Annotated in this window: 21 protein-coding genes and 1 riboswitch; of the genes, 12 read left to right on the forward strand and 9 right to left on the reverse strand. The window is 63.5% G+C overall.

What is annotated here, in order from left to right; all coding sequences use genetic code 11:
* Nucleotides 1–55 precede the first annotated feature (55 nt).
* From ACWGTO_RS04350 to ACWGTO_RS04370, 5 genes are all read left to right on the forward strand, one after another.
* Nucleotides 56–1,327 (forward strand): ABC transporter substrate-binding protein, encoded by a 1,272-nt coding sequence (locus ACWGTO_RS04350; protein ID WP_454573635.1) that lies wholly within the window; start codon nucleotides 56–58, stop codon nucleotides 1,325–1,327.
* A 73-nt stretch (nucleotides 1,328–1,400) separates the two neighbouring features.
* Nucleotides 1,401–2,246 carry a carbohydrate ABC transporter permease gene (locus tag ACWGTO_RS04355; RefSeq protein WP_454573636.1) on the forward strand — a complete coding sequence of 282 codons (846 nt, stop codon included), beginning with the start codon at nucleotides 1,401–1,403 and terminating at the stop codon, nucleotides 2,244–2,246.
* Nucleotides 2,243–3,088: a carbohydrate ABC transporter permease gene (locus tag ACWGTO_RS04360; protein ID WP_454573637.1), complete on the forward strand. Its 846-nt coding sequence runs from the start codon at nucleotides 2,243–2,245 to the stop codon at nucleotides 3,086–3,088. The genes ACWGTO_RS04355 and ACWGTO_RS04360 overlap by 4 nt, the downstream gene beginning before the upstream one ends.
* Nucleotides 3,089–3,109: 21 nt before the next feature.
* Nucleotides 3,110–4,150, forward strand: a complete 1,041-nt coding sequence (locus ACWGTO_RS04365; protein ID WP_454573638.1) for an ABC transporter ATP-binding protein — start codon at nucleotides 3,110–3,112, stop codon at nucleotides 4,148–4,150.
* Nucleotides 4,151–4,172: 22 nt separating this feature from the next.
* Nucleotides 4,173–5,513, forward strand: a complete 1,341-nt coding sequence (locus ACWGTO_RS04370) for an amylo-alpha-1,6-glucosidase (protein ID WP_454573639.1) — start codon at nucleotides 4,173–4,175, stop codon at nucleotides 5,511–5,513.
* Between the two features lie 125 nt (nucleotides 5,514–5,638).
* Here ACWGTO_RS04370 and fba read toward each other — a convergent pair whose 3' ends face one another.
* From fba to mtnK, 4 genes are all read right to left on the reverse strand, one after another.
* Complete coding sequence (fba, locus tag ACWGTO_RS04375; RefSeq protein ID WP_023729260.1) at nucleotides 5,639–6,703, reverse strand: class II fructose-bisphosphate aldolase; 1,065 nt, start codon at nucleotides 6,701–6,703, stop codon at nucleotides 5,639–5,641.
* Nucleotides 6,704–6,861: 158 nt separating this feature from the next.
* Nucleotides 6,862–7,335: a 6,7-dimethyl-8-ribityllumazine synthase gene (locus ACWGTO_RS04380; protein ID WP_454573640.1), complete on the reverse strand. Its 474-nt coding sequence runs from the start codon at nucleotides 7,333–7,335 to the stop codon at nucleotides 6,862–6,864.
* Nucleotides 7,336–7,412: 77 nt separating this feature from the next.
* A riboswitch (FMN riboswitch) is annotated at nucleotides 7,413–7,557 on the reverse strand.
* A gap of 82 nt (nucleotides 7,558–7,639) precedes the next feature.
* Nucleotides 7,640–8,734 (reverse strand): S-methyl-5-thioribose-1-phosphate isomerase, encoded by a 1,095-nt coding sequence (mtnA, locus tag ACWGTO_RS04385; RefSeq protein WP_454573641.1) that lies wholly within the window; start codon nucleotides 8,732–8,734, stop codon nucleotides 7,640–7,642.
* Nucleotides 8,731–10,005: an S-methyl-5-thioribose kinase gene (mtnK, locus tag ACWGTO_RS04390; protein ID WP_454573642.1), complete on the reverse strand. Its 1,275-nt coding sequence runs from the start codon at nucleotides 10,003–10,005 to the stop codon at nucleotides 8,731–8,733. Before mtnK ends, mtnA begins: the two co-directional genes overlap by 4 nt.
* Nucleotides 10,006–10,142: 137 nt before the next feature.
* Between mtnK and ACWGTO_RS04395 the strand changes: the two genes are divergently transcribed.
* From ACWGTO_RS04395 to ACWGTO_RS04405, 3 genes are all read left to right on the forward strand, one after another.
* The gene (locus tag ACWGTO_RS04395; RefSeq protein ID WP_454573643.1) at nucleotides 10,143–11,654 is read left to right on the forward strand and encodes a sugar ABC transporter ATP-binding protein; all 1,512 of its coding nucleotides are present in this window, start codon (nucleotides 10,143–10,145) and stop codon (nucleotides 11,652–11,654) included.
* Nucleotides 11,655–11,734: 80 nt separating this feature from the next.
* Nucleotides 11,735–12,730, forward strand: coding sequence for an ABC transporter permease (locus ACWGTO_RS04400; protein ID WP_454573644.1), 996 nt, complete (start codon nucleotides 11,735–11,737; stop codon nucleotides 12,728–12,730).
* 46 nt (nucleotides 12,731–12,776) lie between these two features.
* Nucleotides 12,777–13,826, forward strand: coding sequence for a substrate-binding domain-containing protein (locus tag ACWGTO_RS04405; RefSeq protein WP_454573645.1), 1,050 nt, complete (start codon nucleotides 12,777–12,779; stop codon nucleotides 13,824–13,826).
* 132 nt (nucleotides 13,827–13,958) lie between these two features.
* Here ACWGTO_RS04405 and ACWGTO_RS04410 read toward each other — a convergent pair whose 3' ends face one another.
* The 5 genes from ACWGTO_RS04410 to ACWGTO_RS04430 all read right to left on the reverse strand — a co-directional run bounded on the left by ACWGTO_RS04410 (nucleotide 13,959) and on the right by ACWGTO_RS04430 (nucleotide 18,944).
* Nucleotides 13,959–14,186, reverse strand: coding sequence for a type II toxin-antitoxin system RelE/ParE family toxin (locus ACWGTO_RS04410; protein WP_454573646.1), 228 nt, complete (start codon nucleotides 14,184–14,186; stop codon nucleotides 13,959–13,961).
* A complete protein-coding gene (locus ACWGTO_RS04415) occupies nucleotides 14,179–14,454 on the reverse strand; it encodes a ribbon-helix-helix domain-containing protein (RefSeq protein ID WP_454573647.1) in 276 nt (91 codons plus the stop codon). Before ACWGTO_RS04415 ends, ACWGTO_RS04410 begins: the two co-directional genes overlap by 8 nt.
* A gap of 73 nt (nucleotides 14,455–14,527) precedes the next feature.
* A complete protein-coding gene (locus ACWGTO_RS04420; RefSeq protein WP_454573648.1) occupies nucleotides 14,528–15,598 on the reverse strand; it encodes a D-alanine--D-alanine ligase family protein in 1,071 nt (356 codons plus the stop codon).
* A 217-nt stretch (nucleotides 15,599–15,815) separates the two neighbouring features.
* On the reverse strand, nucleotides 15,816–17,870 hold the full coding sequence (locus tag ACWGTO_RS04425; RefSeq protein WP_454573649.1) for a bifunctional aldolase/short-chain dehydrogenase: 2,055 nt from the start codon (nucleotides 17,868–17,870) through the stop codon (nucleotides 15,816–15,818).
* A gap of 96 nt (nucleotides 17,871–17,966) precedes the next feature.
* Nucleotides 17,967–18,944, reverse strand: a complete 978-nt coding sequence (locus tag ACWGTO_RS04430) for a sugar-binding transcriptional regulator (RefSeq protein WP_454573650.1) — start codon at nucleotides 18,942–18,944, stop codon at nucleotides 17,967–17,969.
* 187 nt (nucleotides 18,945–19,131) lie between these two features.
* Between ACWGTO_RS04430 and ACWGTO_RS04435 the strand changes: the two genes are divergently transcribed.
* The 4 genes from ACWGTO_RS04435 (at nucleotide 19,132) to ACWGTO_RS04450 (ending at nucleotide 26,361) form a co-directional block, all read left to right on the forward strand.
* Nucleotides 19,132–20,772 (forward strand): acyl-CoA synthetase, encoded by a 1,641-nt coding sequence (locus ACWGTO_RS04435; RefSeq protein WP_454573651.1) that lies wholly within the window; start codon nucleotides 19,132–19,134, stop codon nucleotides 20,770–20,772.
* Nucleotides 20,773–21,178: 406 nt separating this feature from the next.
* Nucleotides 21,179–21,784, forward strand: a complete 606-nt coding sequence (locus ACWGTO_RS04440; RefSeq protein ID WP_454573652.1) for a TetR family transcriptional regulator — start codon at nucleotides 21,179–21,181, stop codon at nucleotides 21,782–21,784.
* Nucleotides 21,785–21,832: 48 nt separating this feature from the next.
* Nucleotides 21,833–22,969 carry an efflux RND transporter periplasmic adaptor subunit gene (locus ACWGTO_RS04445; RefSeq protein ID WP_454573653.1) on the forward strand — a complete coding sequence of 379 codons (1,137 nt, stop codon included), beginning with the start codon at nucleotides 21,833–21,835 and terminating at the stop codon, nucleotides 22,967–22,969.
* Between the two features lie 251 nt (nucleotides 22,970–23,220).
* A complete protein-coding gene (locus ACWGTO_RS04450; protein WP_454573654.1) occupies nucleotides 23,221–26,361 on the forward strand; it encodes an efflux RND transporter permease subunit in 3,141 nt (1,046 codons plus the stop codon).
* The last annotated feature ends 52 nt before the right edge of the window (nucleotides 26,362–26,413 follow it).

Consider the following 26,413-nt stretch of genomic DNA (forward strand, 5'->3'; position numbering starts at 1 on the left):
AACAAAGACAAGAAGCTGACGCCGCAACGACGGCGCATATCCAGGGAGGAAGACAATGATGAAAATGTTGAGGACATTGGCGGGCGCCGCACTGGCGCTGTCGCTCGCCGCGGGCGGCGCGCAGGCGCAGCAGGTACTGTTCTGGTCGACGCAGGCGCGTCCGGTCGAAGAAACCCAGAAGATGCGCGACGAGGTGCTGAAAGGCTTTGATGGCGCCGTCGACTACCAGGTCGCCGAGGACGGTCCCTGGCTCACCCGCCTGCAGGCCGAACTGCAGGCCGGCACCGGCACCATCGGCCTGCTTGGCGGCTTGCATGGCGACTTCTCCACCGTCGGCGCCAACCTTGTCGATCTCTCAGCTGTCGATGTCGGCGGCGTCAAGGTCAACGAGGCCTACAGGAAGCTCGGCATGCTCGGCACCGGCGAGCAGAAATACATGCCGTGGATGCAGGCGACCTATCTGATGGCCGCCAACAAGCAGGCGCTGCAATATCTGCCCGCCGGCACCGACCTCAACACCATCACCTATGACCAGCTGATCGAATGGTCGAAGAACATCGCCGAGAAAACCGGTTCGCCGAAATTCGGTTTTCCCGCTGGTCCGAAGGGGCTGAAGCACCGCTTCTTCGAAGGGTTTCTCTACCCGTCCTACACCGGTTCGATGGTGACCAAGTTCCGCTCGCCGGAGGCCGAGACCGCCTGGAACAAGTTCAAGGAGCTATGGCAGTACACCAACCCGAATTCGACCAACTATGCCTTCATGCAGGAGCCGCTGCTGTCGGGTGAAGTCTGGGTGGCGTTCGACCATGTCGCGCGGCTCGCCGATGCCTTCAACCAGAAGCCGGACGAGTTCGTCGCCTTCCCGGCGCCTGCGGGTCCGGCCGGCCGCGGCTTCATGCCGGTGGTGGCCGGTGTCGCCATTCCAAAAACCTCGCCGGACGTCGACAAGGCCAAGGCTCTGGTAGCCTATATGCTGAAGCCGGAGACGCAGATCGCGACGCTGAAAGCGACCAATTTCTTTCCGGTCGTCGACGTCAAGCTGCCCGATGACATGCCGGCCTCGGTCAAGGCTTTCGGCCCGGCGATCGCCACTATGACCGGCGCGCCCGACGCGCTGCCGGCGCTGCTGCCGATGGGGCTTGGCGATCTCGGCGGCAAGTTCAATCAGGTCTACACCGACTCCTTCGAGCGCATCGTGCTCGGCGGCGAGGACGTGCATGGCGTGCTCGAAGAGCAGGCGGCGGCACTCAAGGCGATCATCGACCAGGCCAAGGCGCCCTGCTGGGCGCCGGACAAGCCATCCACGGGCGCCTGCCCGGTCGAATAGAATCCTCCCAAGGGGGCGTCCGGAGTTTGTTGCACTCCGGGCGCCCTGACCGCAGCATCGTAAGGACAACACCATGCATGGGAAGGCTCTGCCCTATCTGCTGCTGATGCCGGCGACCCTGTTCCTGTGCGTCTTCTTCCTCTACCCGTTCGTGCTGGTCGCCTTCGAGGCGGTGACCCGCGACGGCACCTTCACCCTAGACAATTTTCGCACCATGGCCGGCAGCTGGAAGTTCCCGGTCACTGTACGCAACACGCTGCTGCTGGCAGCCATCGTCGTGCCGATCCAGCTCGTCATGGCGCTGCTGATGGCGTCGGTGGTGTCGCGGCTGGAGACCGGGCGCAGTGCAGCGCTCTATATCTTCGCCATTCCGCTCGGCATTTCCGATCTCGCCGCCGGCCTGATCTGGCTCGCCATCTTCGACCAGTCCGGCTTCCTCAACACGCTGCTCTCGCATCTCGGCGTCGTCGACCGTCCCATCATGTTCCTCGGCTACCAGAGCAAGCTCACCATCTTCATTGCCGTGGCTCTGGCCGAGATCTGGCGCGCCACCGCCATCATGATGGTCATCCTCGTCGCCGGCATGGGGCTGATCCCCAAGGAATATTACGAGGCGGCCGAAGTGTTCGGCGCCGGGCCGTGGAAGCGCTTCGTGCGCATCACGCTGCCACTGCTGCGCCCCAGCCTGCAGACGGCGATCATCCTGCGCGTCATCCTCGCCTTCGAGGTCTTCGCCGTTGTCGCAGCCCTTGGCGGCACCAACCTGCCGGTGCTGATGGGCGAGACCTACAACTGGCAATTCACCTTGCAGGATCGCAATGTCGCCGCCGCCTCGGCGCTGCTCATCCTCGCCATCTCGATCGGCTTCACGCTGTTCTTCCTCAGGGTGCTGCGTGTGCCCAAAGAGGCGCGCATATGAGTGCGGTCACGCAAACCCCAACAGCCGCGAACACCGATGCCCGCAAGGCCGGCGACTGGCTGCTTGTCGCCACGGCCATTCTGCTCAGCGTCTGGGTACTGCTGCCGATCTATCTCCTGATCGTCAACGCGCTGTCGTCGCCGGATCAGGTGACCGCTTTCCCCAAGCGTTTTTTCCCCGCCTTCGATCTCGGCAGTCTGTCTTTCTTCGTCAATTTCGCCGGTGTCGCCAAAGCGTTGTGGAACTCGGTTCTCGTCGCCACGCTGACGATGATCCTGTCGATCGGCTTCGGCGCGCCGGCCGGCTACGCGCTGTCGCGTTTCGATTTTCCGGGCAAGGGCACGTTCCGTTTCCTGGTGCTGATGACGCGGGCTTTCCCGCTGCCGCTGTTGGCATTGCCGCTGGCGGTGATGTTCATCCGCACCGGCCTCGACGACACCGCGATCGGCCTGGCGCTGGTCCACACCACGCTGGCGCTGCCTTTCGCCGTGCTGATCACCTTCTCGCTGTTTTCCGGCATTCCGGTCGAACTGGAGGAGGCCGCCTGGACGCTTGGCTGCACCAGGCTGCAGGCGTTTCGCAAGGTGATCCTGCCGCTGGCATTGCCCGGCATCGCCGCGTCGGCCGTATTCGCCTTCACCATCTCCTGGAACGAGGTGTTCGCCGCCGCCGTGCTCACCATCGAGAACCGCACGCTGACTGCATTCCTTTTGCAGAGCCTCGGCGAGTCGCCGCTCTATCTCAAATTCGCCGGTGGCGCGGCTCTGGTCGTGCCGGCGCTGATCTTCATCTTCGCCGTCCGCAAATATCTGTTCGCCATGTGGGGGATCGCCAACCGATGACACGCGACACGGAGAAGGCTCATGGCTGAAATCGCGATCAAGGGCGTCGCCAAGCGCTTCGGTGGCTTCACCGCTTTGCATCAGGTCGATCTCAGCATCGCCGACCAGGAATTCATGGTGCTGCTCGGCGCCTCCGGCTGCGGCAAGACCACGCTGCTGCGCATCGTCGCCGGGCTGGAGACACCGAGCCAGGGCGAGGTATGGATCGGCGGCCGCCGCGTCGACCATCTGCCGCCTCGGGAGCGCGGCATCGCCATGGTGTTCCAGAATTACGCCGTCTTCCCGCATCTGACCGTGTTCGAAAACATCGCCTTCGGCCTGCGCATGAAGAAGCTGCCTCAGGCCGATGTCGAGCGCCGCGTCAACCGCACCGCCGAGCTCATGCATATCGAGCAACTGTTGAAGCGCTACTCAGGCCAACTGTCCGGCGGCCAGCGCCAGCGAGTCGCGGTCGCCCGCGCGCTCGCCATGGAGCCCGACGTCATCGTGATGGATGAGCCGCTGTCGAACCTCGACGCGCTGCTCAGGCTCGAAATGCGCGCCGAGCTCAAGGGTGTGCTGGCGGCGTCGAAGACCACCACCATCTATGTCACCCACGACCAGGTCGAGGCGATGAGCCTCGCCGACCGCATCGCCGTCATGCATCAGGGCCGCATCGTGCAGGCAGCGTCACCGGTCGAGGTTTACCGCAACCCGGCCGCCCGCTTCGTCGGCTCCTTCATAGGCAACCCGCCGATGAATTTTATTCCGGCGACCAAGGCCGCAAACGGCAGCTGGAGCGTCGCCGGGCTGACGCTGCCCGGTCCGAAATCGGACAGGCAGAAAATCGAATTCGCCATCCGCCCCGAAGACGTCGATGCCGGCAGCGAGGGCCTGCACGCCACCGTGCGCGTCATCGAGCCTCTTGGGCCGCACACGCTGGTCACTTGCGATGTCGAGGGCGGCCTGTTCCGCGCCATCCTGGAATCGAATGCCAGCGTCAAGGTCGGCGAGCAGCTGCGCCTGGCGCCCAAACCCGACCGCATCCGCTGGTTCGATCCCGAAACCACCAACGCCCTTTGAACCAGAAAGACGAATGCCTTTCATGACTTCACTTGCTGGCATGACTTCTCTAGCCGTCGACGAAACCATCGCCCGCGCCGTCGAGGTGCTCAGGGAAAACGACCAGGGCGCCTACACCATCCCGACCAAGGGCCTCTATCCCTTCCAGTGGAACTGGGATTCCTGCCTGACCGCGCTTGGTCTCGCTCACTACGATGAGGCGCGCGCCTGGACCGAGATCGACACGCTGTTCGCGCATCAATGGCCGGACGGCATGGTGCCGCACATCGTCTTCCATGTCTGGAACGACGGCTATTTTCCCGGGCCCGATGTCTGGCAAACCAATCGTCCGACCGCGACCTCCGGCATTACCCAGCCTGCCGTCGCCGGCTTTGCCGTACGCCGCCTGTTCGACCGCGCCAGGGACAAGGAACTGGCGGCGCAGGGGGCGCGAGCACTGCTGCCGAAGATCGATGCCTGGCACCGCTGGTTCTACGAGAACCGCGACCCCAAGGGCGAAGGACTGGTCGCCATCATCCACCCTTGGGAGTCCGGCCGCGACAATTCGATCGACTGGGACGATGCCTTCGAGCGCGTGCCGACCGAAGGCGTCGAGCCCTATACACGCCGTGACACGCTGCACGCCGATCCGGAGCATCGCCCGACGAAAGATCAGTACGACCGCTATCTTTGGCTGCTACAGCATTTTCGCGCACTCGGCTGGGACAATGTCAGGCTGCATGACGCCTCGCCGTTCCAGGTCGTCGACCCTGGCTTCAACGCCATCCTGATCCGTGCCTGCGCCGATCTTGCCGATCTCGCCGAGGCGCTCGGCGAACCGAAGATAGCGGAAGCCAACCGCGCGCGCGCCAAAAAGGGTCTGGCCGCAATGGAGCGGCTGTGGAGCGAGGCGCACGGCCAATATCTCTGTCTTGACCGCGTCACCGGAAAACTGATCGACAGCGCCTCGGTTGGCGGCATTTTGGCCGCCTTTGCGGCAATTCCAGAACCTCGCGCGGCGGCGCTCGCGGCACGCGTCGAGCGTCTTGCCGGCAGAGCGCGCTACGTCGTGCCGTCACATGATCCCGACGATCCGCGCCTCGACGCCAAGCGCTACTGGCGCGGCCCGGTCTGGCTGGTGGTCAACTACATGATCGCCGACGGCCTCACTGCTGCCGGCCATGGCGACGTCGCCCGGCGCATCACGCAGTCCAGTCTCGACCTGATCGGCGAGAGCGGCTTTGCCGAGTATTACGATCCGCTCACCGGCGCCCCCCTCGGCGGCGGCCGCTTCACCTGGACGGCGGCGATGGTGATCGAGTTTTTGCGAGCGCCACCACTCTTGCCTTCTCCCCTCGTGGGAGAAGGTGGATCGGCGCGATAGCGCCGAGACGGATGAGGGGTGTTCCAGGGAACACCAACGTCTCACTCCGCTGGAACACCCCTCATCCGACCTCGCTTCGCGAGGCCACCTTCCCCCCACAAGGGGGAAGGGAAGGACGCGTCACCTCACCCGAACTTCGGATCAAGACTCCCCGACTTATACCGCTTGGCCATCTCGGCGACCGGCAGCGGCTTGATCTTCTGCGCGTTGCCGGCGGTGCCGAACTGCTCGAAGCGCTCCTTGCACAGCTTCCTCATCGCGGCCATGGCCGGGGTCAGATATTTGCGCGGATCGAACTCGCTCGGGTTCTCGGTCAGCACCTTGCGGATGGCGCCGGTCAGCGCCATGCGGTTGTCCGTGTCGATGTTGATCTTGCGCACGCCGTGCTTGATGCCGCGCTGGATTTCTTCCACCGGCACGCCCCAGGTCGGCTTCATCTGGCCGCCATATTTGTTGATGATCTCCTGCAGGTCTTCCGGCACCGAGGACGAGCCGTGCATCACCAGATGCATGTTGGGCAGGCGGCGGTGGATCTCCTCGATGACGTTCATCGCCAGCACGGCACCGTCCGGCTTGCGCGAGAATTTATAGGCGCCGTGGCTGGTGCCCATGGCCACGGCAAGCGCATCGACATGGGTGTCTTTGACGAACTCGACCGCCTGCACCGGATCGGTCAAAAGCTGGTCATGGCTGATCGCGCCTTCGACGCCATGGCCGTCTTCCTGCTCGCCGCCGCCGCTCTCCAGCGAGCCGAGCACGCCGATCTCGCCTTCCACCGAGACACCGCCCCAATGCGCCATGTCGACGACGCGCCGGGTGATGCCGGAATTATAGGCATAGTCGGCCGGCGTCTTGCCGTCTTCCTTCAGCGAGCCGTCCATCATCACCGAGGTGAAGCCGTACTGGATCGCGGTGACGCAGGTGGCTTCGTTGTTGCCGTGGTCGAGATGCATGCAGACCGGGATGTCGGGGTGGATTTCGACTAGCGCGTCGATCAGCTTGGCCAGCACCACATCATTGGCGTAGGCGCGGGCGCCGCGGCTTGCCTGCAGGATGACCGGCGACTTGGTCTCCTCGGCCGCCTCCATGATGGCGAGGCCCTGTTCCATATTGTTCATGTTGAAAGCGGGTACGCCGTAGCCGTATTCGGCGGCGTGGTCGAGCAATTGTCTCAGTGTTATGCGAGCCACCCAATGGTCTCCCGTATCTGGTTTCAAGCGCAACGTCGCGGGCCGGCCGGTTGCCGGCCCGATGCTTCTGGCCGGATTTCGCCGGAACCGCAACCGTCAGCGGCCATCGAGGCCGCAATTCTTGTTGCAGGGCTGAAATCCGGCCATTTTTCATTGGATCACGCCGCGATCAGCTCCCGCGCCGCCAGGATCTGCACGCAGGCATTGGCCGCTTCCTTGCCCTTGACGGTGAAGTGCTCGAAGAAGAAGCGGTGATGCTCGGCGCTGTCATGATAATTGTGCGGCGTCAGCACCGCCGACAGCACCGGCACGCCGGTCGACAGCTGCACATTCATCATGCCGTCGAGCACGGCGCCGGCCACGAAGTCATGGCGATAGATGCCGCCATTGACGACGAAGGCGGTGCCGAGGATCGCGGCGTAGCGGCCGGTCGCAGCCAGTGTCTTGGCGTGCAGCGGGATTTCGTAGGCGCCCGGTACGTCGAACACATCGATGGCGAAGCGCCCGCCGCCGAGCGTGCTGAGTTCCGCCTCGAAGGCCTGCACGCACTGGTCGACGATATCGGCATGCCAGCGCGCGCGAATGACGGCGATGCGGTCAGTTTCATAGTCTTTTGGGGAATGCTGATTCATGGGTCCATCCTTCCGTTTCGAACCAGAATCAGGACGCACGATACGAAATCCGGCCCGCGCGAGCGGTCCGTCTTCCGTTTCGTTCTCTTCCATCCGGACTGTGACCGTCGGCTCCGGAATCACACCGGATCTGCTGACCCTCCTGTTGCCAGGAGGCGCTCGCGGGCTTGGGACGAAACCCTTACCGCCGGTGGGGACTTTCACCCCGCCCTGAGAACATTAACGGAGGGAGATATGGAGGGGCGGGAAGGTGCTGTCAATTGGCGACTGGCCAATCTCCCCCACGAGGGGGGAGATCAGCCAATTATCCGCGCTCCGGGAACATCGCCTTCAGCCCTTCACGCGACGCCTTGGCCACGCCGCGCTCTGTGATCAGCCCCGTCACTAGCCGCGCCGGCGTCACGTCAAACGCCGGGTTCGCTGCAGGCGTCGCATCCGGCGACACGCGCACCTGCGCAATCTTGCCGTCCGCCATCTTGCCCCAGACAAGCGAGACCTCGTCACCCGACCGTTCCTCGATCGGAATCTCGGCCAGCCCATCACCCACCGTCCAGTCGATGGTCGGCGAGGGCAGGGCGACATAGAAGGGAACATTATTGTCGGCGGCGGCGAGCGCCTTGAGATAGGTGCCGATCTTGTTGCAGACATCGCCATTGGCTGTGGTGCGGTCGGTGCCGACGATCACCATGTCGATTTCGCCATGCTGCATCAGATGGCCGCCGGCGTTGTCGACGATCAGCGTGTGCGGCACGCCGTGGCCGGCCATCTCCCACGCGGTCAGTTGGGCACCCTGGTTGCGCGGCCGCGTCTCGTCGACATAGACGTGGACCGGGATGCCGGCCTCGACAGCCAGATAGATCGGCGAGGTCGCGGTGCCGTAGTCGACGGTCGCCAGCCAGCCGGCATTGCAATGGGTGAGGATGTTCACCGGCTCGCCCGGCTTCTTGCGCGCAGCGATCTCCTTGATGACTTTCAGGCCGTTCTCGCCGATGGCGCGGTTCAGCCCGACATCCTCGTCGGCGATCTCCGCGGCGCGCTTGTAGGCGGCCTCGGCGCGTTGCGCCGGTGCGAGCGGCTTGAGGAAGCGGCGCATCTCGTCCAGTGCCCAGCGCAGATTGATCGCCGTCGGCCGCGTCTTGTGCAGCGTCTCCCACACCGCGTCGAGCGCTGCGTCCGACGGGTCGTCCGCCATCTGGATGGCGACGCCATAGGCGGCGGTGACGCCGATCAGCGGCGCGCCGCGCACCCACATGTCGCGGATGGCGGTGGCGATGCCGTCGACCGTGCCTATCCTTTCGACGCGGAACTCATGCGGAAGCCAGCGCTGGTCGATGATCTCGACCGCGCGCTTGTCGTCGCTCAGCCAGATGGTGCGGTAATGGCGCTCGCCGACGTTCAAATCCTGCTCTCCCGTTCGATCAGCGTGGCCAGATTGTTGACCTCGTCGATGCTGTGGATCTGGCGCCGGTTGACGGCGATGTGGCGGCCGAATTTCAACGCCTTGGCCTCGCAAGAGGCGCGCAGATCCTCGTCCTCGATGGTCTCGAAATCGGCATTGTGGGCGAGGCCGAGGATGCGCCGATGGACCTCGATGCCGGCAAAGCCCAGGAGGTCGGTCCAGATCTGGTGCAGCACATGGTCGAGCGCCTGCTCCGAGGCAAGCAGGTCGCCCTGATCCTCGAACAGGCTCTTCTGGTAGAGCATGCCGGTGCGCTCGGTCCGCCACAGATGGGAGAACTCGGCGCGGAACACCGACCATGTCTCGTTCGTCACCCCGAGCAGATAGGCGCGCATGGAGTCGCGCTTGCCCTGCTGCTCATGGCCGCGCTGCGAAAAGAAGGACATCCAGAAATTGGCGAGCAGCATGCCGACGTCGAAGGCCATCGGACCGTAGAAGGCGAATTCCGGATCGATCATCCTTGTCTCGGTGTCGGTGACCATTATCGAGCCGGAATGCAGATCGCCATGCAGCAGCGTCTCGGCATTGGCGGCGAACAGATGCTTCAGCCGCTGCGCTTCGACCTTGAGGTCGCGGTCGGCGCGCAGTTCGGCGACCAGGCCGTCAAGCTGCGGCGAGGTATGCCGGTTCAGCTTGGCGTCGAAATAGGGGTCGGAAAACACCAGGTCCTCGGTGATGCCGCAGAGCTCGACATTGTCGGCAAACAGCGCCAGATCGGCCTTGCGGTCCTTGGTCGGCATTGAGAGATCGGAGCCGCGAAACAAAGTGCGGGCCATGAACAGGCCGATGTCGCGCGCAATGTTGGGCAGCTGGCGGCCGTCGATCAGGGCGCGGCGCAGGATGATGTGCGGCGGCGCCAGATACTCCATGATGATCAGCGCCTGATCCTCATCGAAATGGTAGATCGCCGGCACCGAGCCCGGTGCGCGTGCCTCTTGCCTTGTCAGCGCGTGATATTCGAAGAAGGAGCGCTTCAGCGGTAGCGGCCAGCTGTCGCCGACCAGGCGGACATAGGGCAGGGCCTGTTTGACGATTGCCCCGCCCGAGGCACCCTCAACAATGAACACCAGATTCAGATTGCCGTCGCCGACCTCGCGCACCTTCCAGGCTCTCGTGTCCTTGCCGATTTTGGCGCACAGCACCTCGTTGGCGCCGAGGCGCTTTGCAAGCGTCTCGACCGACAGTGCTTCGAACGGCAATTTCCCAGTCATTCCTGATCCTCCCGCATGCTCGCTCCGATCATAGGGGAGCGATGGCGGCGGGGCCAAGCTAGGAAGCGATCTGGCAATTGTCAATCGTGTTGACAATTGATGACATAGCCCATAGCGTCATCGTCAGGGAGGAACGAATGGGCAATGATGCCGTGTTCCGCGTGGACGGCCTGAGGAAGTCCTTTGGCCATATCGAGGTGCTTGGCGGCGTCTCGCTCGAATTGCATGCCGGTGAGGTCACCGTGCTGATGGGCGCCAACGGCGCCGGCAAATCCACCCTCGTGAAAATCATCAGCGGCGTCTACGACCATGCCGGCGGCACGATGCACCTTGCTGGTCGTGATTTCGCGCCCAACACACCAGCCGAGGCGATCCGCGCCGGCGTCGTCACCGTGCACCAGAACATCAATGACGGCGTCGTCGCCGACCTCGATGTCGCCACCAATCTGACGCTTGACCGGCTGAGCGGCAAAGGCGCGCCGCTGCTGTTCAATCCTGGCCGCGTGCGCCGCGAGGCAAGGGCGGTCGCCGACCGCATGGGCCTCGCCATCGATCTCAAGGCACGCATCAGCGACCTGTCGCTGGCCGACCGCCAGATGGTGGCGATCGCGCGCGCCATGGCGCACCAGCCGAAAGTGCTGATCCTCGACGAGCCTACCTCGTCGCTGTCAAGCGCCGAGGCCGACAGGCTGTTTTCGCTGCTCGACCGGTTGCGCGAGCAAGGCGTTGCCATCCTCTACATCTCGCACCGCATGTCCGACATCAGGCGGCTTGCCGACCGCATCGTCTCGATGCGCGATGGCGTCATCTCGGGCGTGTTCGAGCAGAAGCCGCTCGACTATGAGCGCGCGGTCAACGCCATGCTCGGCCGCAAAATCCATCTCGACCGCATCGAAGCCAAAAGCGCCGCCAAGCCGATCCTGACCATCACAGGCCTGCGCATCGCGCCGGGCGCCCGGCCGATCTCGCTGACGCTTGGCGACGGCGAGGTGGTTGCCGTCACCGGTCTCGTCGGCGTCGGTAAGACCGCGCTGGCCGAAACGCTGTTCGGCGTGCGCAAGCCACTTGCCGGCACGATGGCTTTGAAAGGCAAGCCCTATGCGCCTGCATCGACGGGCGAAGCTATTGCCGCGGGCGTGTTCCTGGTTGCCAAGGACCGTGGCGAAAACGGCATCGTCGGCGGTTTCAATATCCAGGAAAACATCAGCCTTCCCTTCCACAAGCGGATGTCGCGTTTTGCCGTGCTCAAGCGCGGCCTCGAACGCGCCACCGCCCGCCGCCAGATCGAAGATCTCGGCATCGTCTGCCGCTCCGAGAAGGACGAAATGACCACGCTGTCAGGCGGCAACCAGCAGAAGGTGATGGTCGCGCGCTGGATGGCGCAAGGGGCAGCGCTGTTCATCCTCGACGAACCGTTCCAGGGCGTCGACATCTCGGCCAGGCGCGACATCGCCGCCAAGCTGAGGGCCAGCGCCAATCGCCGCGCCACGCTGCTCTTCGTCACCGAGCTCGACGAAGCGCTGGAGACGGCCGACCGCATCCTGGTGATGTCGGAGCAGACCATCGTCGGCGAACACCGCAATGCCGATGTCGATCTCGACCGCCTGCTGGCAGAAGTCGCCGGCGGTCCGCTGCACAGCGCGGCCTGAGCCAAGATGATTGAAGAACTGACGACGGGAATTGGAATGGAGTGCATGGGTTTGAGTTGGGTATTGACGGCGGGCGCCGAATGACGTTGCGCGACTACGCCATCCGCTATGGGTTCATCGTACTGCTATTCGGGTTGATCGCGTATTTCGCCGTCGCCGCCGATGGGTTCGTCTCGCCGCAAAGTGCCGTGTTCATCTTTCAATCGGTCGCCATCACCGGCGTGCTGGCGCTCGGCGTCACTGCCACGCTTGTCGTCGGCGGCTTCGACCTGTCGATCGGCTCGGTCGCGACTTCTGCGATGATGGCGGCGTCCTATGCCATGGTGGTGCTGGAGCAGAACGCGTTCGTCGCCGTTCTCGCCTGCATCCTCATCGGCGTGCTCGTCGGCCTCATCAACGGTTGGCTGATCGTCTATATGCGCGTGCCCGATCTGCTGGCGACACTCGGCATGATGTTCCTGCTCGTCGGCCTGCAGCGCATCCCGACGGAAGGCCGCTCGATCGCCACCGGCATGACCATGCCGGATGGTTCGGTCGCCAACGGCAAATTCTCCGACGCCTTCCTGGCGCTCGGCCGTCACCGCTTCGACTTCTTCATCCCGAACCTCATTCCGGTCTCGGTCGTGGTGCTCATCGTGCTCGCCGTGCTGATCTGGTTCTTCCTCGAATACACCCGCTTTGGCCGCATGATGTATGCCGTCGGCTCCAACGAACGCGCCGCTGAACTCGCCGGTGCGCCTGTCAAGGCATACAAAATCTGGGCCTACGTCATTTCAGGAGTTTTTGCCTCGATCGGCGGCATTTTGCTCGCGGCACGGCTTGGACGCGGCGACATCGCCTCGGGTAATAATCTGCTGCTCGATGCGGTCGCCGCGGCGCTGATCGGCTACGCGGTGCTCGGCGCCGCCAAGCCGAACGCCTTCGGCACTGCCGTCGGCGCGCTGTTCGTCGGCATCCTGCTGCAAGGCCTGACGATGATGAACGCGCCTTACTACACGCAGGATTTCGTCAAGGGCGTGGTTCTGGTCGTCGCCCTTGTCTTCACCTTCGCCCTTTCCGGCCGGGGCAGGAGATAGAACAGCGGCCGGAACGGTTTTGGGTTCAACAAGTGGAGGAAACAAAGTGAACATCACAAGACGACTTCTGGGGAAGGTCGCGCTCGGACTGGCCGGCGCAACAATGCTGATGCCGGGGGCATTTGCCGCCGACAAGCCGGCGCCGTTCGACAAGCCCGGCGTCAAGATCGCGCTGGTGCGCTATCTCTCGACCGGCGATTTCTTCCAGGCCTATCTCTCGGGCGTCGAGGCCCAGTCGAAGGCGCTCGGCATCGATCTGCGCGTGCTCGACAGCCGCCAGGATGCGGCGCTGCAGTCCGACATGGTCGACCAGGCCATCGCGCTCGGCGTGCAGGGCATCATCATTCAGCACGGCCTGACGGAATCGATGAAGGACGCAGCCCAGCGCGCGGTCGACGCTGGCATCAAGGTGGTGGCCTTCGACGTCAATGTCGAAAACCCCAAGATCCCGCAGGTCGAACAGTCCGACAAAGACCTGGCGCGCCTGGCGCTCGAACAGGCGGTCAAGGACAATGGCGAAAGCTGGAATGCCGGCTATGTCTATGTCGCCGGCATCGCGCCGCTCGACCGCCGCAACGAGACCTGGGTCGATGTGAAGAAGAAATATGCCGGCATCAAGGAAGTGGCGATGTTCGGCACGCTCGACAACCCGATCGCCAACTCGGTCGCCAACCAGGCGCGATCGGTGCTGCAGGCGCATCCCGATATCAATGTGATGTTCGCGCCCTATGACGAATTCGCCAAGGGTGTGAAGATCGCCGTCGACGAGGCGGGCCTGAACAAGAAGATCAAGATTTACTCCGCGGACATCTCGACCTCGGACATTGCCGCCATGCGCGAGACCGACAGCGCCTGGGCCGCGACCGCCGCCACCAACCCGGCCGTCGTTGGCCAGGTCTCGGTGCGGGCGCTGGCGCAGCTGCTCGCCGGTGAAGATCCCGGCCACAACGTCATCGTACCGCCGACGCTGATCACCCAGAAGGACCTGATCGACAAGGACATCAAGAACATGGAAGACCTGTCGGCCAAGCTGCCGCAATTCGCCCATGCCGATGTCGCCATGCCAGCCTGGATGCCGAACCCGAACGCAAAATAGGGTCAGGCAAGCTTAAATGGAAAGAGCGGCTCTTGGGCCGCTCTTTCTACGTCGATATTCAACCCCTCTGGTCTATAGCCAGTGTTCGGGATCGCGCATTCCGTGGACGACAGCCACGACAAGAACACCGTCTTACTGCGGTTCGTAAATGACGAGGTAGCGGCCTTCTACAAGCACGCGGGCCGTCACGCTCAACTCGGGTCGGGCCGTGCCCATTTTGGGGTGCTGTGCCGCCAGTTCCAGCTTTTCAAAAATGCGCGCGAGCAGCTTGTCTGCTGCCTTTTCATTGTCTCCAGCTATAGTGTGCCAGATGTCCCGCAAATCCTGCGAGGCGCGCGGTGTGAGCCGATATCTAGCCACGGGCGCGGCGTTCTGCCTTCAGACTGCGTATGAATTCAGCGGGTTCGACATCAATCGGTTTGCCGCTGGCCATGCCGTCGGCATAAGCCCTTTTTAGGTGCTCAAGCTCCAGAGACCGCAATTCCTCGCGCTGCTCCCACAAACGCAAGGCATCGCGTACAATCTCGCTGTTTGAAGCATAACCGCCGCCTTCGATGGCGCTCTGCAGGCGAGCGATCTGCTGCGTGGTGAGGGAAATGGTGAGGGTGCGCATTGGTTCGGTTTTCATGCCGACTATGTATCACGCCTCACAAGAACTAACAATATTTATTAGGATGGCGGCAGGAGGCTACGTCCCACCCTCAGCCCGATCGCCCGGCGCGTGCCAGCCCGTGCGCCACCAGCCGGTCGATGACCTCCGGATAGCTGACGCCGCTTGCCGCCATCGCCTTGGCGTACATGCTGATGTCGGTGAAGCCGGGGATGGTGTTGAGTTCGTTGATCACGAATGTCATGTCCGGCATCAGGAAAAAGTCGACACGCGCCATGGCATCGCAAGCGACGGCTCTGAACGCCCTTGCGGCCATGGCGCGCATGGCGGCTTCGACCTCCGGCGGCAGCTGCGCCGGCACCACCAATGCCGCGCCATTCTCGTCTATGTATTTGGCATTGTAGTTGTAGAAGCCGTGGCTTTCCGCCGGCACGATCTCGCCCGGCCGTGAGACGAAGAGCTCGCCATCGGTGCTCTCCAGCACGCTGTATTCGATCTCGCGGCCGCGAATGAATTCCTCCGCAAGCAGCTTGAGATCATGCTGGAAAGCTTCCGCGAGCGCCCGCTCGAATTCCTGGCTGCCATTGACCTTTGCCACGCCGACCGACGAGCCCTGCCGCGCCGGCTTGATGAACATCGGCAGGCCAAGCTGGCCTTCCAGCACCGCCAGAGAGGGTGCCGCACCGTCCTCGATCGTCACCGAGCGCGCGACGGGCACCCCTGCCGCCTTGAGAAGCCGCTTGGCGACATCCTTGTCGAGCGCGGCCGCCGAACCGAGGATTCCGCAACCGGCAAACGGCACGCGCGCCACCTCGGCCAGCCCTTGCACAGCCCCGTCCTCGCCATGCAGGCCGTGCAGCACGGGAAACAATATATCGATGGCGGGCAGGTCGTGAGGCGCACCCCTGGCGGGGATCGCCAGCATCCGCCCATGTCCGCCCGGCACCAGGCAAAGCTGCGTTCCTTCTGACGGCGTCGCCAGCGCACCATCCTCAAAGCGGCTCAGCAGCCATTGCCCCTCACGGGTGACGAAGACCGGAACGGCATCGTATTTCGCCGGATCCAGCGCACGCATGACATTGGTTGCCGAAAGCAGCGAAACCTCATGTTCGGCGGAACGCCCGCCGAAGAGCACGCCGATACGAAGTCTTTTCGCTGCCATCGAGAACTCCACCAAGGATCAGGGTTGGAGCTCGCATGCGAAACACATAGCGTCCCCCTAAACTGGTCGAGCAATAGACGGAGGATTGGAGTGGGATTTTGACCGGTTCGAGCAGTTTTTCAGCACGAAGTGCGAAAGCGGCTTTCCGCCCGGAGTCCGTCAAGACCGGGAGCGGTTCGCCGTTTTGATGAAACGATGAACCGCTCCAGGTCTATGTTCAGCGCAGTGCCGCCGCGATGTTGCCGCCGTCCACCGTCGTGACATCGGCGGTGGTGCGCTCGGCCAGCGCATGGTGCAGGAAGGCTTGCGCGACGTCATCGGCCGTCACTTCCTGCCCGAGCAGATTGCCGGACATGTATTCCTTCTCCGACACGCCGCGCGCGCCGGAGCGGCTGGCGATCATGGCGTCGGTCAACAGGCCGGAGCGAATACGGTCGGCATTGACCGCATTGGAGCGGATGCCATGCGCGCCGTAATCGAGCGCATATTGCCGGGACAGGAACAGCGTTGCCGCCTTGGGCACGCCATAGGCGCCGAATTTCGGGCCGGGGTTGACCGCCTGCTTGGAGGTGTTGAAGAGCAGCGCGCCGCCAGTGCCTTGTTCCAGCATGATGCGCACCGCGTTCTGCGCCGCCGACTGATGCGCGAAGAAGTTGAGCTCGAAACTCTTGCGCAGCAGAGCATCGTCGAGTTCGCCGATGCGGCCTTCCCAGGCGGCCCCTGCGTTGGAGACCAGGATGTCGACGCCGCCATAGACGGCGACAGCCTTGTCGAAGGCGGCGCGCATTTCGGCAGGGTTGGTGATGTCGGCGCCGACGCCGATCGAATTGTTGCCGGCAGCCTTCGCGGCCTCGGCCGCCTTTGTCGCGTCGAGATCGACGACGACCGCATGCGCGCCATTGGCGGCGAACAGCTTGGCCGTAGCGGCGCCGATGGCGCCGGCGCCGCCGGTGATCAGCACCACCTGGCCGGTCAGCGGCTTCGGCTTGTTGGAGGCAAGCTTGGCCTGTTCCAGCGACCAGTATTCGAGCGGAAACAGGTCGGCCTTGGACAGCGGTTGGAAGCTGCCCACGGCCTCCGCGCCGCGCACCGCCTCGATCCACATCTCACCGACATCCGAGGCGATCTTCGCATCCTTCAGCGTGCGGCCATGGCCGAACATGCCGAGGCCCGGCACCAGCGTCAGCCGCGGCATTGGATCGAGCATGGTGCGCTTGACGTCGTCCAGCGCATCATTGGTGTCGAAATAGGCGCGATAATCCTTGGCGAAGGCGTCGACATGGCTCTTGATAATTGCCTTGTAGTCCCCCGGCTTGTCGGCGTCCGGCGCCGGCACCGCCATCGGCCCGGTCTTGATGCGGATCGACAGGTCAGGTGTCGAGACGCCGCGCGCGGCGTAGTCGGCAATGCCCGCCGAGTTGATGAAGTCGACGATGGCGTCCGAGGTGCGGAAGTCGCTGATCATGCGGTCGAAGCGGCCTTCGCCGCGCGACACCGCCACCGCGCCACGCAGTGTCGGTGCGATGGAGGCTGGTGTCGCAAGCTTGGCCGGCAGCGCGGCCTTGGCCGGCTGCGGCTTGCCGTGCTTGGCGACATAGTCTTCCGCGACATTCACATAGTGGATCATTCGGTCATAAGCCTGCCTGGCGTCGTCGCCGAAGGTGAAGATGCCATGCTTGTCGAGGATCAGGCCTTCGACGCTTGGATCGGCGTCGTAGACATCGGCCGCCACCTTGGCGAGGTCGAAGCCTGGCTTGATATAGGGGACATAACCCATTCTGTCGCCGAACACGGTCTTGATCAGCGCCTTGCTGTCCGCCTGGTCGACGATGGCGAGGATCGCCGTCGAATGGGTGTGATCGACGAATTTGTGCGGCAGGAAGGCATGCAGCAGCGTCTCGACCGACGGGTTGGGCGAGGCGGGGTCGATCAGGTTCGCCCGCTGCAGCGCCACCATGTCCTCATCGGCGAGGCTGTCCAGCGCGCGTGCCTTGAGCAGCGCGGCCATCTTCACCGCCGGCAGGCCTTGCGGCTCGATGACGCCCATGTCCCAGCCGCTGCCCTTGACGCACAGCACGTCCCACTCGTCGCCGACGAGATCGGTCGCCTTGGTCTTGCAGGAGGTGTTGCCGCCACCATGCAGCACCAGCCGCGGCTCGCCGCCGAGCAACCGGGTCGTGTAGACCCGCAGCGCGAGGTCGCGGGCAACGCCCTTTTTCGCATAGTCGGCAATCAGTCTTTCCGCGTCGCCATCATTCCAAAGGTTCTTCATGTCGCTATGTCCGCTTTGCTGTCTTTGTTGTGTTGGTGTGAACAGGAATGCCGCGACGCTTTGATGACAATGCGCCGGCTGCAAGGATTTCGTTTCTCAGGAAGCCTTTTTCGCTCCCGCTGCGGCCCCCGCACCGGCATGGTCGAGCAGCCACCGGGCCATGCTGGCGCCCACGACCAGATGCGTGCACAGACCGCCTGCGAGTGCCGCCAGCAGCGGCTCGAACTTGCTGTCCTCCTGCACCACCATCAGGCGCTTTTCGATCTGGCGTAGCGACGCGAGCGAGGCCGAGATGACGCGGCGGTTGTAGCTGCAGTCGAGCGCTTTGCCGGTGGCATCGATGATCTGGCCGGCGATGACGCCGGCGGCGCCCGCCTCGCGCAACACTCCCATCTCGCCGGCGCTCAGCGCGCCGCATTTGACGACATGGCTGTCGGCGTCGACGGTGCCGACTGAATAGAGCGCGAGATCGCAGTTGCTGATGTCCGACAATTGCTCGCGGATCACCGGTTCGGCGCGCAGCCCATGCGCCAGCAATTCCGTCGTCAGCACCAGCGGCGCGTAGAAATTCAGCCCCTTGGCGTTGAGCCGCCGCGCGATCTCCATCGTGCACTGGTCTGGCCGGTAGGAATAGGGCGCGCCGAGATTGCCGCAGAGCTGCACCACGGTGACGTCCTGCAGGTCGGCATAGGACATGATGTCGGCGATTGTGTAGACGGTGCGGCCCCAGGCGACGCCGATCCGGTCGCCTTTCTTCACCAGTTCCAGAAAGACGCTCGCCGCCAGCACCGCAATGTCGGTCGACGGATCGAGAACATAGTCGTTCTCCGGCGCGATCCACACCGCATCGAGCTTCAGCGCATCCTCGAGCTGGCGCGCCAGCACATCGTCGGTGAACAGCTGCGTCGAGGTTGAAATATTGACGATGCCGGTCTCGCGCGCCTTGCGCAGATACATAGCCACCGAGGCGCGGGAAATGTTAAGCTGGCTTGCGACCTGGTCCTGGCGCAGGCCATGGGCATAATAGAGCCACGCGGCCTTGTGGATAAGCTGTTCTGCCGGTCGGATCGCCATGCCGTCTCCTCGGCTGACATTATTCACGGCTCTCGACAAAAGTCAAACTGGCGAGAGCATGCAATGCTCTCTGCCCTGTAAATCCAGATAGTCATTGCCCCAAATGCACATGATCGTGGGATGGTTGATGGTGACGTAGCCCATGCCTGTGGCTAAAAGTCTGGAAAGAACATTCGGGGAGGACGGGATGGGCAATGCCTACGATCAGGATCTCGGCAAGAACGCCGCCAACCACCAGCCGCTGACGCCGCTGACCTATTTGGAGCGCGCGGCCGCAACCTATCCCGATCAGGTTGCCATCATCCATGGCAGCCAACGCATCACCTATCGCACCTTCTGGCAGCGTTCACTCAAGCTCGCTTCGGCGCTCTTCAGGCATGGCATAGGCAAGGGCGATACTGTCACCGTCATGCTGTCGAACACGCCGCCGATGCTGGAAGCGCATTTCGGCGTGCCCATGACCAAGGCGGTGCTGCATTCGCTCAACACCCGCCTCGACGCCGCCGTCATCGCCTTCCAGCTCGACCATGCCGAGACCAAGGTGCTGATCGTCGACCGCGAATTCTCCGGCGTCGTCAAACAGGCGCTGGCGCTGACGAAAGTGAAGCCCCTGGTCATCGACTATGACGATCCCGACTATGCCGCCGATGCGCCTTACCCCAAAGGCGAACGCATCGGTTCGATCGACTATGAGGAGTTCGTCGCCGGTGGCGGCGCTGATTTTTCCTGGTCGATGCCCGACGACGAATGGGACGCGATCTCGCTCAACTACACATCCGGCACCACCGGCAACCCGAAGGGTGTCGTCTACCACCATCGCGGCGCTGCCCTGATGGCCTATACCAACACCATCCATGCCGGCATGGCCAAGCACGCCGTCTACCTCTGGACGCTGCCGATGTTCCACTGCAATGGCTGGTGTTTTCCGTGGACGCTGGCCGTCCAGGCCGGAACCCATGTGTGCCTGCGCTGGGTGCGGCCGAAGCCGATCTACGATGCTATAGCCGACCATGGCGTTACGCATCTGTGCGGGGCACCCGTCGTCATGTCGGTGCTGATCAACGCCCGGGACGAGGACAAGCGCCACTTCCCGCAGACAGTCACCTTCAACACCGCAGCCGCGCCGCCGCCGGAAGCCGTTCTGTCGGGCATGGCCGATGCCGGCTTTGCCGTCACCCATCTCTATGGCCTGACCGAGACCTACGGTCCGGCGGTGGTCAACGAATGGCATGGCGCGTGGAACGATCTCGACAAGGGATCGAAGGCGCAGAAGAAGGCCAGGCAAGGCGTGCGCTATGCCGCACTCGAGGGCCTGACGGTGATGGACCCCGAAACGATGCAAGAGACGCCGGCCGATGGCGAGACCATCGGCGAGGTCATGTTCCGCGGCAACATCGTCATGAAGGGCTATCTGAAAAACAGGAAGGCAACCGACGAAGCCTTTGCCGGCGGCTGGTTCCATTCCGGCGACCTCGGCGTCATGCACCCCGACGGCTACATCCAGCTCAAGGACCGCTCCAAGGACATCATCATCTCCGGCGGAGAGAATATTTCGTCGATCGAGGTCGAGGACGCGCTCTACAAGCACCCGGCCGTCGCCTCCTGCGGCGTGGTGGCCAGGGCGGACGATAAATGGGGCGAGGTGCCGGTCGCCTATGTCGAGCTGAAGCCGGGCAAGGCGGCGAGCGAAGCCGAGATCATCGATCACTGCCGAGGGCTGCTCGCGCGGTTCAAGGTGCCCAAGGCGGTGATTTTTGCCGAGGTTCCCAAGACGTCGACGGGGAAGATCCAGAAATTTCGGCTAAGGGAGATGGCGAAGGGAGCGTAGGCCTTCGACAATTTGCCGCGGCCTTCCGCGACTTCGTCATCCTGGGGTGGAGCAGTCGCGAAGCGACGTTGCGGAAACCCTGGGATCCTGTGTGTTGGTTCGGGTGTGCAGAACAGTTTGTCGTCAAGGGTAGGCGCCTGCAGGTCTAACCTATTGATCCGCTTTCATTCTCTGGCCTGCGTCACGGCATGGATTCTAGGGTCTGCGCCGCGTCGCTGCGCTCCTGCTTCGCCCTAGGATGACGAATTCCCATGGCTGCCGCTAGTCGCGCTAGTCAGTCGTCCCAGCCCTCCTGTCACCATCTGTCACCAATTATACGCGTACGTCGAATCTGCATTGACACCCCCTCTCTTTCGATTTACGAATGACGAAAGTTGAAATTCGTCATTAGTCAAACGAAAGAGCCATGTCCGAAGCCGCCAGCATCGTGGTCGACTCCGCCCGCCAGGAGAATGTCACCCGCATTCTCGACTGCGCCGAGCGCCTGTTCCGCCACTATGGTTACGGCAAGACCAATGTTGCCGATATCGCCCGCGAACTCGGCATGTCGCCGGCCAACATCTACCGTTTCTTCGCCTCCAAGGTTGAAATCCACCAAGCCGTCTGCGGCCGCATGCTCGGCGCCAGCTACAGGATGGCCTACGAGATCATGCATCTGCCGATCGGCGCCGAGGAGCGACTGCGCCGCTATATCCATGCGCAGTACAAAATGACCATGGAAGTCATGCTCGACGACCAGAAGGTGCACGAGATGGTCATCGTCGCGCTTGAGCGTGACTGGGGCGTCATCGACAAGCATGTCGATTCTATCCACGACCTGTTTGCCGAGGTGATCCGCGAAGGCATCGAGGCCGGCGAGTTCCGGGAACAGGATCCGGTCATCGCATCGCGCTGCTTCGGCGCCGCCACCGTCATTCTGTGCCACCCCCAAATGGTGGCGCAGTGCCTTGCCAAGACCAATCGGGCGATGCCCGACGACCTCATCGATTACGCAATCAAGGCCCTGAAATAACCGCCGGGCGCCGGTGTCGACCATTCATCTCCAGTCAGGAGTGCTAAAGTGTCTTTGTCCCGTTCCATCCTCCGCAAGCTGCCGGCTGCCGGCCTGATCGTCGCCACGCTCGGGCTCGCCGCCTGCAGCCAGGAAAAGGCTGAAGTCCAGGACATCATCCGTCCGGTCAAGGTGGTCGAGATCGGCCAGGCCGAAAGCAGCCGTGAGCTCGCCTATTCCGGTTCGGTGCGCGCCCGCACCGAAATGAATCTCGGCTTTCGCATCTCGGGCAAGGTGACCCAGCGCCTGGTCGATATCGGCCAGCATGTGATATCGGGCGATGTGCTCGCCCGCATCGATTCCACCGACTATGAGCTTTCGGTCAGGAGCGCCAAGGCCAGCCTCGATGCCGCAGAGCGGCAGGTCGAGACGGTCGATCTGTCCCGCAAGCGCGCCGAGCAGCTTTTTGCCAAGAACTTCACCTCGAAGTCGCAGCTCGAGCAGGCGACGTTGAGCTACAACCAGGCGGTGGCGACGCGCGATGCCGCCCGTTCGACCCTTTCACAGGCGCAGAACCAGGTCGTCTATACCGATCTCAAGGCGAGCGAGAACGGCATCGTGACTGCGGTCTCCGCCGATGTCGGTCAGGTGGTCGGTGCCGGAACGCCAGTGATGACGGTTGCCGTCGACGGCGAAAAGGAAGTCTTGATCGCGGTTCCCGAAATGGACATCGCCGCCTTCAAGCCAGGCAAGGATGTCACCGCCAGCTTCTGGTCCGACGATGCGCTGAAGCTTTCCGGCAAGGTCCGCGAAGTGGCCGGCAGCGCCGACCAGCAGTCGCGCACTTTTGCCGTGCGTGTCTCGCTGCCCGACGATCCGCGCGTGCTGCTCGGCATGACCGCCAACATCGAGGCTTCGGTGGCCAAGAAGCAGGAGATGGTATCGATCCCGCTCAGCGCGCTGGCGGAAAAGGATGGCCAAAAGATCGTCTGGACCGTCGACCGCGCCGGCGAGACCGTGCACGAGCGCCCGGTCAAGGTTGCGGAGTTCACCGCCGACGGCGTCAGTGTCGCCAACGGGCTCAAGCCGGGTGATGTCGTCGTTGCCGCCGGCACTCAGTTCATGACCGAGAATCTCAAGGTCAAGCTGAACGATGCGGTGCAGGCCGCCTCCGCGGAAGGCGACGCCGCAAAGGCCCTGCGCTGACGGCAGGCGCATGAAGCCGGCTTGATCGTCGCTTCGGCGAAGAGGGCTGGCGAGCCATTCAAGGTTTCCGGGCGGCGAGTGCCCGATGGTCGAGACGCCAAGGTCGAGTTCCCCCGCATCGATCCACGCGTCCCACCGCGATGAGAGTCTCTCCCGCTCGGAAAGCCTCGCCGCCCGGAAGCCAGCATCGGAATTCCCCGGGCCGCATGCCGAGGGCGTGCGCTCACGATCAACGAATTGGACTGACGCCGATGACCACCACCAACGACAGCAGTGAAAAGCGGCCTTTCAATCTTTCGCGCTGGGCCATCGGCCATCCCTCGATCGCCCGCTTCCTCTTCGGTCTGATCATCATTGCCGGTGGCCTCGGCCTGATGCGCATGGGCCAGAAGGAAGACCCCGATTTCACCTTCCGCGTCATGGTCGTCCAGGCGATCTGGCCGGGCTCCTCGATCCAGGAGATGGAGGATCAGGTCGTCAACAAGATCGAGCGCAAGCTGCAGGAAACGCCGCATCTCGATTTCGTCCGTTCCTACACCCGCGCCGGCAGCGCCATCATCACCGTTCAGGTCAAGGGCGACACCGATGCAGCTGAGGTGAAGGACGCCTTCTACCAGGTGCGCAAGAAGGTCGGCGACATCTCGGGCGACCTGCCGCAAGGCCTGCTCGGGCCCTATTTCAACGACGAGTTCGGCGACACTTTCATTACGCTGCACTCGATCAGCGGCGACGGCTATTCCTATCCCGAGCTGAAGAAGTTCGCCATCCAGGCGCGCGACATGCTGCTGACGACGCCGGGCGTCGAGAAGGCCGTCATCATCGGCGATCAGCCGGAGAAGATCTATATCGACATCTCGTCCAAGGCGCTGGCCGAACGCGGCCTGACGCTCACCGACCTGCAGAACGCCATCAAGGGCCAGAACAATGTCGATCCGGCAGGCTCGGTCGACACCGGCCTGCGCTCGGTGCGCATCTCGGTCGAGGGCGATGTCACCAAGGCAGCCGACATCAGGGAATTGCGCCTGCGCGCCGGCGGCCAGGTGACGCGTCTCGGCGACATCGCCACCGTGTCCTCCGGCCTCGAGGATCCCTATCAGCGCAAATACCGCTTCAACGGCCACGAAAGCGTCCAGGTCGGCGTCGTCATGGCCAAGGGCTTCAACGTCACCGATGTCGGCAAGGATGTCGAGGCGACCTACAAGCGCTTCGAAGAGGCGCTGCCCTATGGCGTTTCCGTCGACCAGATCTCCGACCAACCGGAAGTCGTGCGCGATGCGGTGAAGGAATTCATGGAGGCGCTGGGCGAGGCGCTGCTGATCGTGCTGGCCGTCTCGCTGCTGTCGATCGGCTGGCGCTCCGGCCTGGTCATCGCCATCGCCATTCCGCTGGTGCTGGCCGCCACCTTCGCCATCATGTACGAACTCGGCATCGACCTGCAGCGCATTTCGCTTGGCGCCTTGATCATTGCGCTCGGCCTGCTCGTCGACGACGCCATGATCGTCGTCGAGATGATGGAGCGCAAGCTGGAGGAGGGGCTGGTCAAGATCGAGGCGGCGAGCTTCGCCTATTCCTCGACCGCCTTCCCGATGCTGACCGGCACGCTGATCACCACCGCCGGCTTCATCCCGGTCGGCTTCGCCGCCTCCACGGCCGGCGAGTATGTGCGCACGCTGTTCTACGTCGTCGGCATCGCGCTGGTCGTGTCCTGGTTCGTCGCCGTCTATTTCACGCCGTGGCTGGGCTACATGATCCTCAAGCAGCGCAAACATGCCGGCAATCATCACGATGCCTTCGACACCGGCTTCTACCGCCGGCTGCGCGCCACGGTCGGCTGGGCGGTGCGCCATCGCATCATCGTGCTGGTGATGACACTGGTGACATTCGCCACCAGCCTGTGGGCGTTCCAGTTCATCCCGCAGAACTTCTTCCCGCAATCCTCGCGTCCCGAAATCCTGGTCGATCTCTGGCTGCCTGAGGGAACCTCGATCAAGGAGGTCGAGACGCAGGCCAAGGCGCTGGAAGCCAGGATGATGGACGACAAGGACAAGCGTTTCATTGCCACCTATATCGGCGAGGGCGCGCCGCGCTTCTTCCTGCCGCTCGACCAGCAATTGCGCAACCCGAACTATGCCCAGCTTCTGGTGATGGCCAATGACGAGCCGGCGCGCGAGCGGTTGATCCTTAAGCTGCGCTCCATCCTGGCGCAGGATTTCCCCTCGATCCGTTCCAAAGTCGATCGCCTGTTCCTCGGTCCGCCGACCGGCTGGCCGGTGCAGATGCGCGTCATGGGTCCGGACCGCCAGGAAGTGCGCCGCATCGCCGATCAGGTGAAGGCGAAATTCGCTGAAAATCCGCTGCTCGGCGCCGTTCACGACGACTGGCTGGAGCCGGTGCCGGCGATGAAGCTGGTCATCGACCAGGACCGCGCCCGGGCGCTCGGCGTTACCTCGCAGCGCATCCGCCAGATGCTGCAGGCATCGATGTCCGGCGCGCCGCTGGACGACTTCCGCGACGGCGAAGAGACCGTGTCCATCGTCGCCCGCGAACCGGACGCCAGCCGCAACCTGCTGTCCTCGGTCGACTCGGTCTATATCCCGACCGATTTCGGCGGCTTCGTGCCGCTCTCGCAGGTCGCCAAGGTGGTGCCGGTGCTCGAGCAGGGTGTCGAATGGCGGCGCGACCGTCTGCCGACCATCTCGGTTCGCGCCACGCTGCCCGACGGCGTGCAGTCGAACGATGTCGTGACCAAGCTCTACAACGACATGCAGGGCATGCGCGCCGGTCTCGCGCCCGGCTACAAGATCGAGATCCAGGGCGGTGCCGAGGATTCGGCCGAAAGCCAAGCCTCGATAGCCGCCAAGGCGCCGGTCATGCTGGCCGTCATCGTCGTGTTGCTGATGATCCAGCTGCAGCATTTCGGCAAGGCGATGCTGGTGCTGGCCACCGGTCCGCTCGGCATCATCGGCGCTGCAGCTGCTCTGTTGATCAGCGGCGCGCCGTTCGGCTTCGTCGCCATCCTCGGCGTCATCGCGCTGCTCGGCATCATCATGCGCAACTCGATCATCCTGGTCGACCAGATCGACCAGGACATCGCCAGGGGCATGAATCGATCGGAGGCCATCATCGGCTCGGCCGTGCGCCGTTTCCGGCCGATCGTGCTGACGGCGATGACGGCGGTGCTGGCGCTGATCCCGATCTCGCGCGCCGTGTTCTGGGGGCCGCTCGCCTACGCCATGATGGGCGGCATCCTGGTTGCCACCGTGCTCACCATCCTGGTTCTGCCGGCAGGCTATGCGCTTTTCTTCGGCCGCGAGCCGAAGAAGGCCAAGGAGCCGGCAGGCGAGGCGGTTCAGGACAATGACAGGCCGCAACTGGCCCTGGCCGCCGAGTAACAGCCGCTGGCGCATAGGATGCGCCCTGGGAAAAATGCTACAACGCCGTACG

This window comes from Mesorhizobium sp. PL10 (assembly GCF_053714315.1).

What these genes read in the sequence shown, in the direction of transcription:
- ACWGTO_RS04350 (WP_454573635.1), top strand. Translation starts at nt 56, where the DNA reads ATGATGAAAATGTTGAGGACATTGGCGGGCGCCGCACTGGCGCTGTCG.
- ACWGTO_RS04355 (WP_454573636.1), top strand. Translation starts at nt 1,401, where the DNA reads ATGCATGGGAAGGCTCTGCCCTATCTGCTGCTGATGCCGGCGACCCTG.
- ACWGTO_RS04360 (WP_454573637.1), top strand. Translation starts at nt 2,243, where the DNA reads ATGAGTGCGGTCACGCAAACCCCAACAGCCGCGAACACCGATGCCCGC.
- ACWGTO_RS04365 (WP_454573638.1), top strand. Translation starts at nt 3,110, where the DNA reads ATGGCTGAAATCGCGATCAAGGGCGTCGCCAAGCGCTTCGGTGGCTTC.
- ACWGTO_RS04370 (WP_454573639.1), top strand. Translation starts at nt 4,173, where the DNA reads ATGACTTCACTTGCTGGCATGACTTCTCTAGCCGTCGACGAAACCATC.
- ACWGTO_RS04380 (WP_454573640.1), bottom strand. Translation starts at nt 7,335, where the DNA reads ATGAATCAGCATTCCCCAAAAGACTATGAAACTGACCGCATCGCCGTC.
- mtnK (WP_454573642.1), bottom strand. Translation starts at nt 10,005, where the DNA reads ATGACTGGGAAATTGCCGTTCGAAGCACTGTCGGTCGAGACGCTTGCA.
- ACWGTO_RS04395 (WP_454573643.1), top strand. Translation starts at nt 10,143, where the DNA reads ATGGGCAATGATGCCGTGTTCCGCGTGGACGGCCTGAGGAAGTCCTTT.
- ACWGTO_RS04400 (WP_454573644.1), top strand. Translation starts at nt 11,735, where the DNA reads ATGACGTTGCGCGACTACGCCATCCGCTATGGGTTCATCGTACTGCTA.
- ACWGTO_RS04415 (WP_454573647.1), bottom strand. Translation starts at nt 14,454, where the DNA reads ATGAAAACCGAACCAATGCGCACCCTCACCATTTCCCTCACCACGCAG.
- ACWGTO_RS04420 (WP_454573648.1), bottom strand. Translation starts at nt 15,598, where the DNA reads ATGGCAGCGAAAAGACTTCGTATCGGCGTGCTCTTCGGCGGGCGTTCC.
- ACWGTO_RS04425 (WP_454573649.1), bottom strand. Translation starts at nt 17,870, where the DNA reads ATGAAGAACCTTTGGAATGATGGCGACGCGGAAAGACTGATTGCCGAC.
- ACWGTO_RS04430 (WP_454573650.1), bottom strand. Translation starts at nt 18,944, where the DNA reads ATGGCGATCCGACCGGCAGAACAGCTTATCCACAAGGCCGCGTGGCTC.
- ACWGTO_RS04435 (WP_454573651.1), top strand. Translation starts at nt 19,132, where the DNA reads ATGGGCAATGCCTACGATCAGGATCTCGGCAAGAACGCCGCCAACCAC.
- ACWGTO_RS04440 (WP_454573652.1), top strand. Translation starts at nt 21,179, where the DNA reads ATGTCCGAAGCCGCCAGCATCGTGGTCGACTCCGCCCGCCAGGAGAAT.
- ACWGTO_RS04450 (WP_454573654.1), top strand. Translation starts at nt 23,221, where the DNA reads ATGACCACCACCAACGACAGCAGTGAAAAGCGGCCTTTCAATCTTTCG.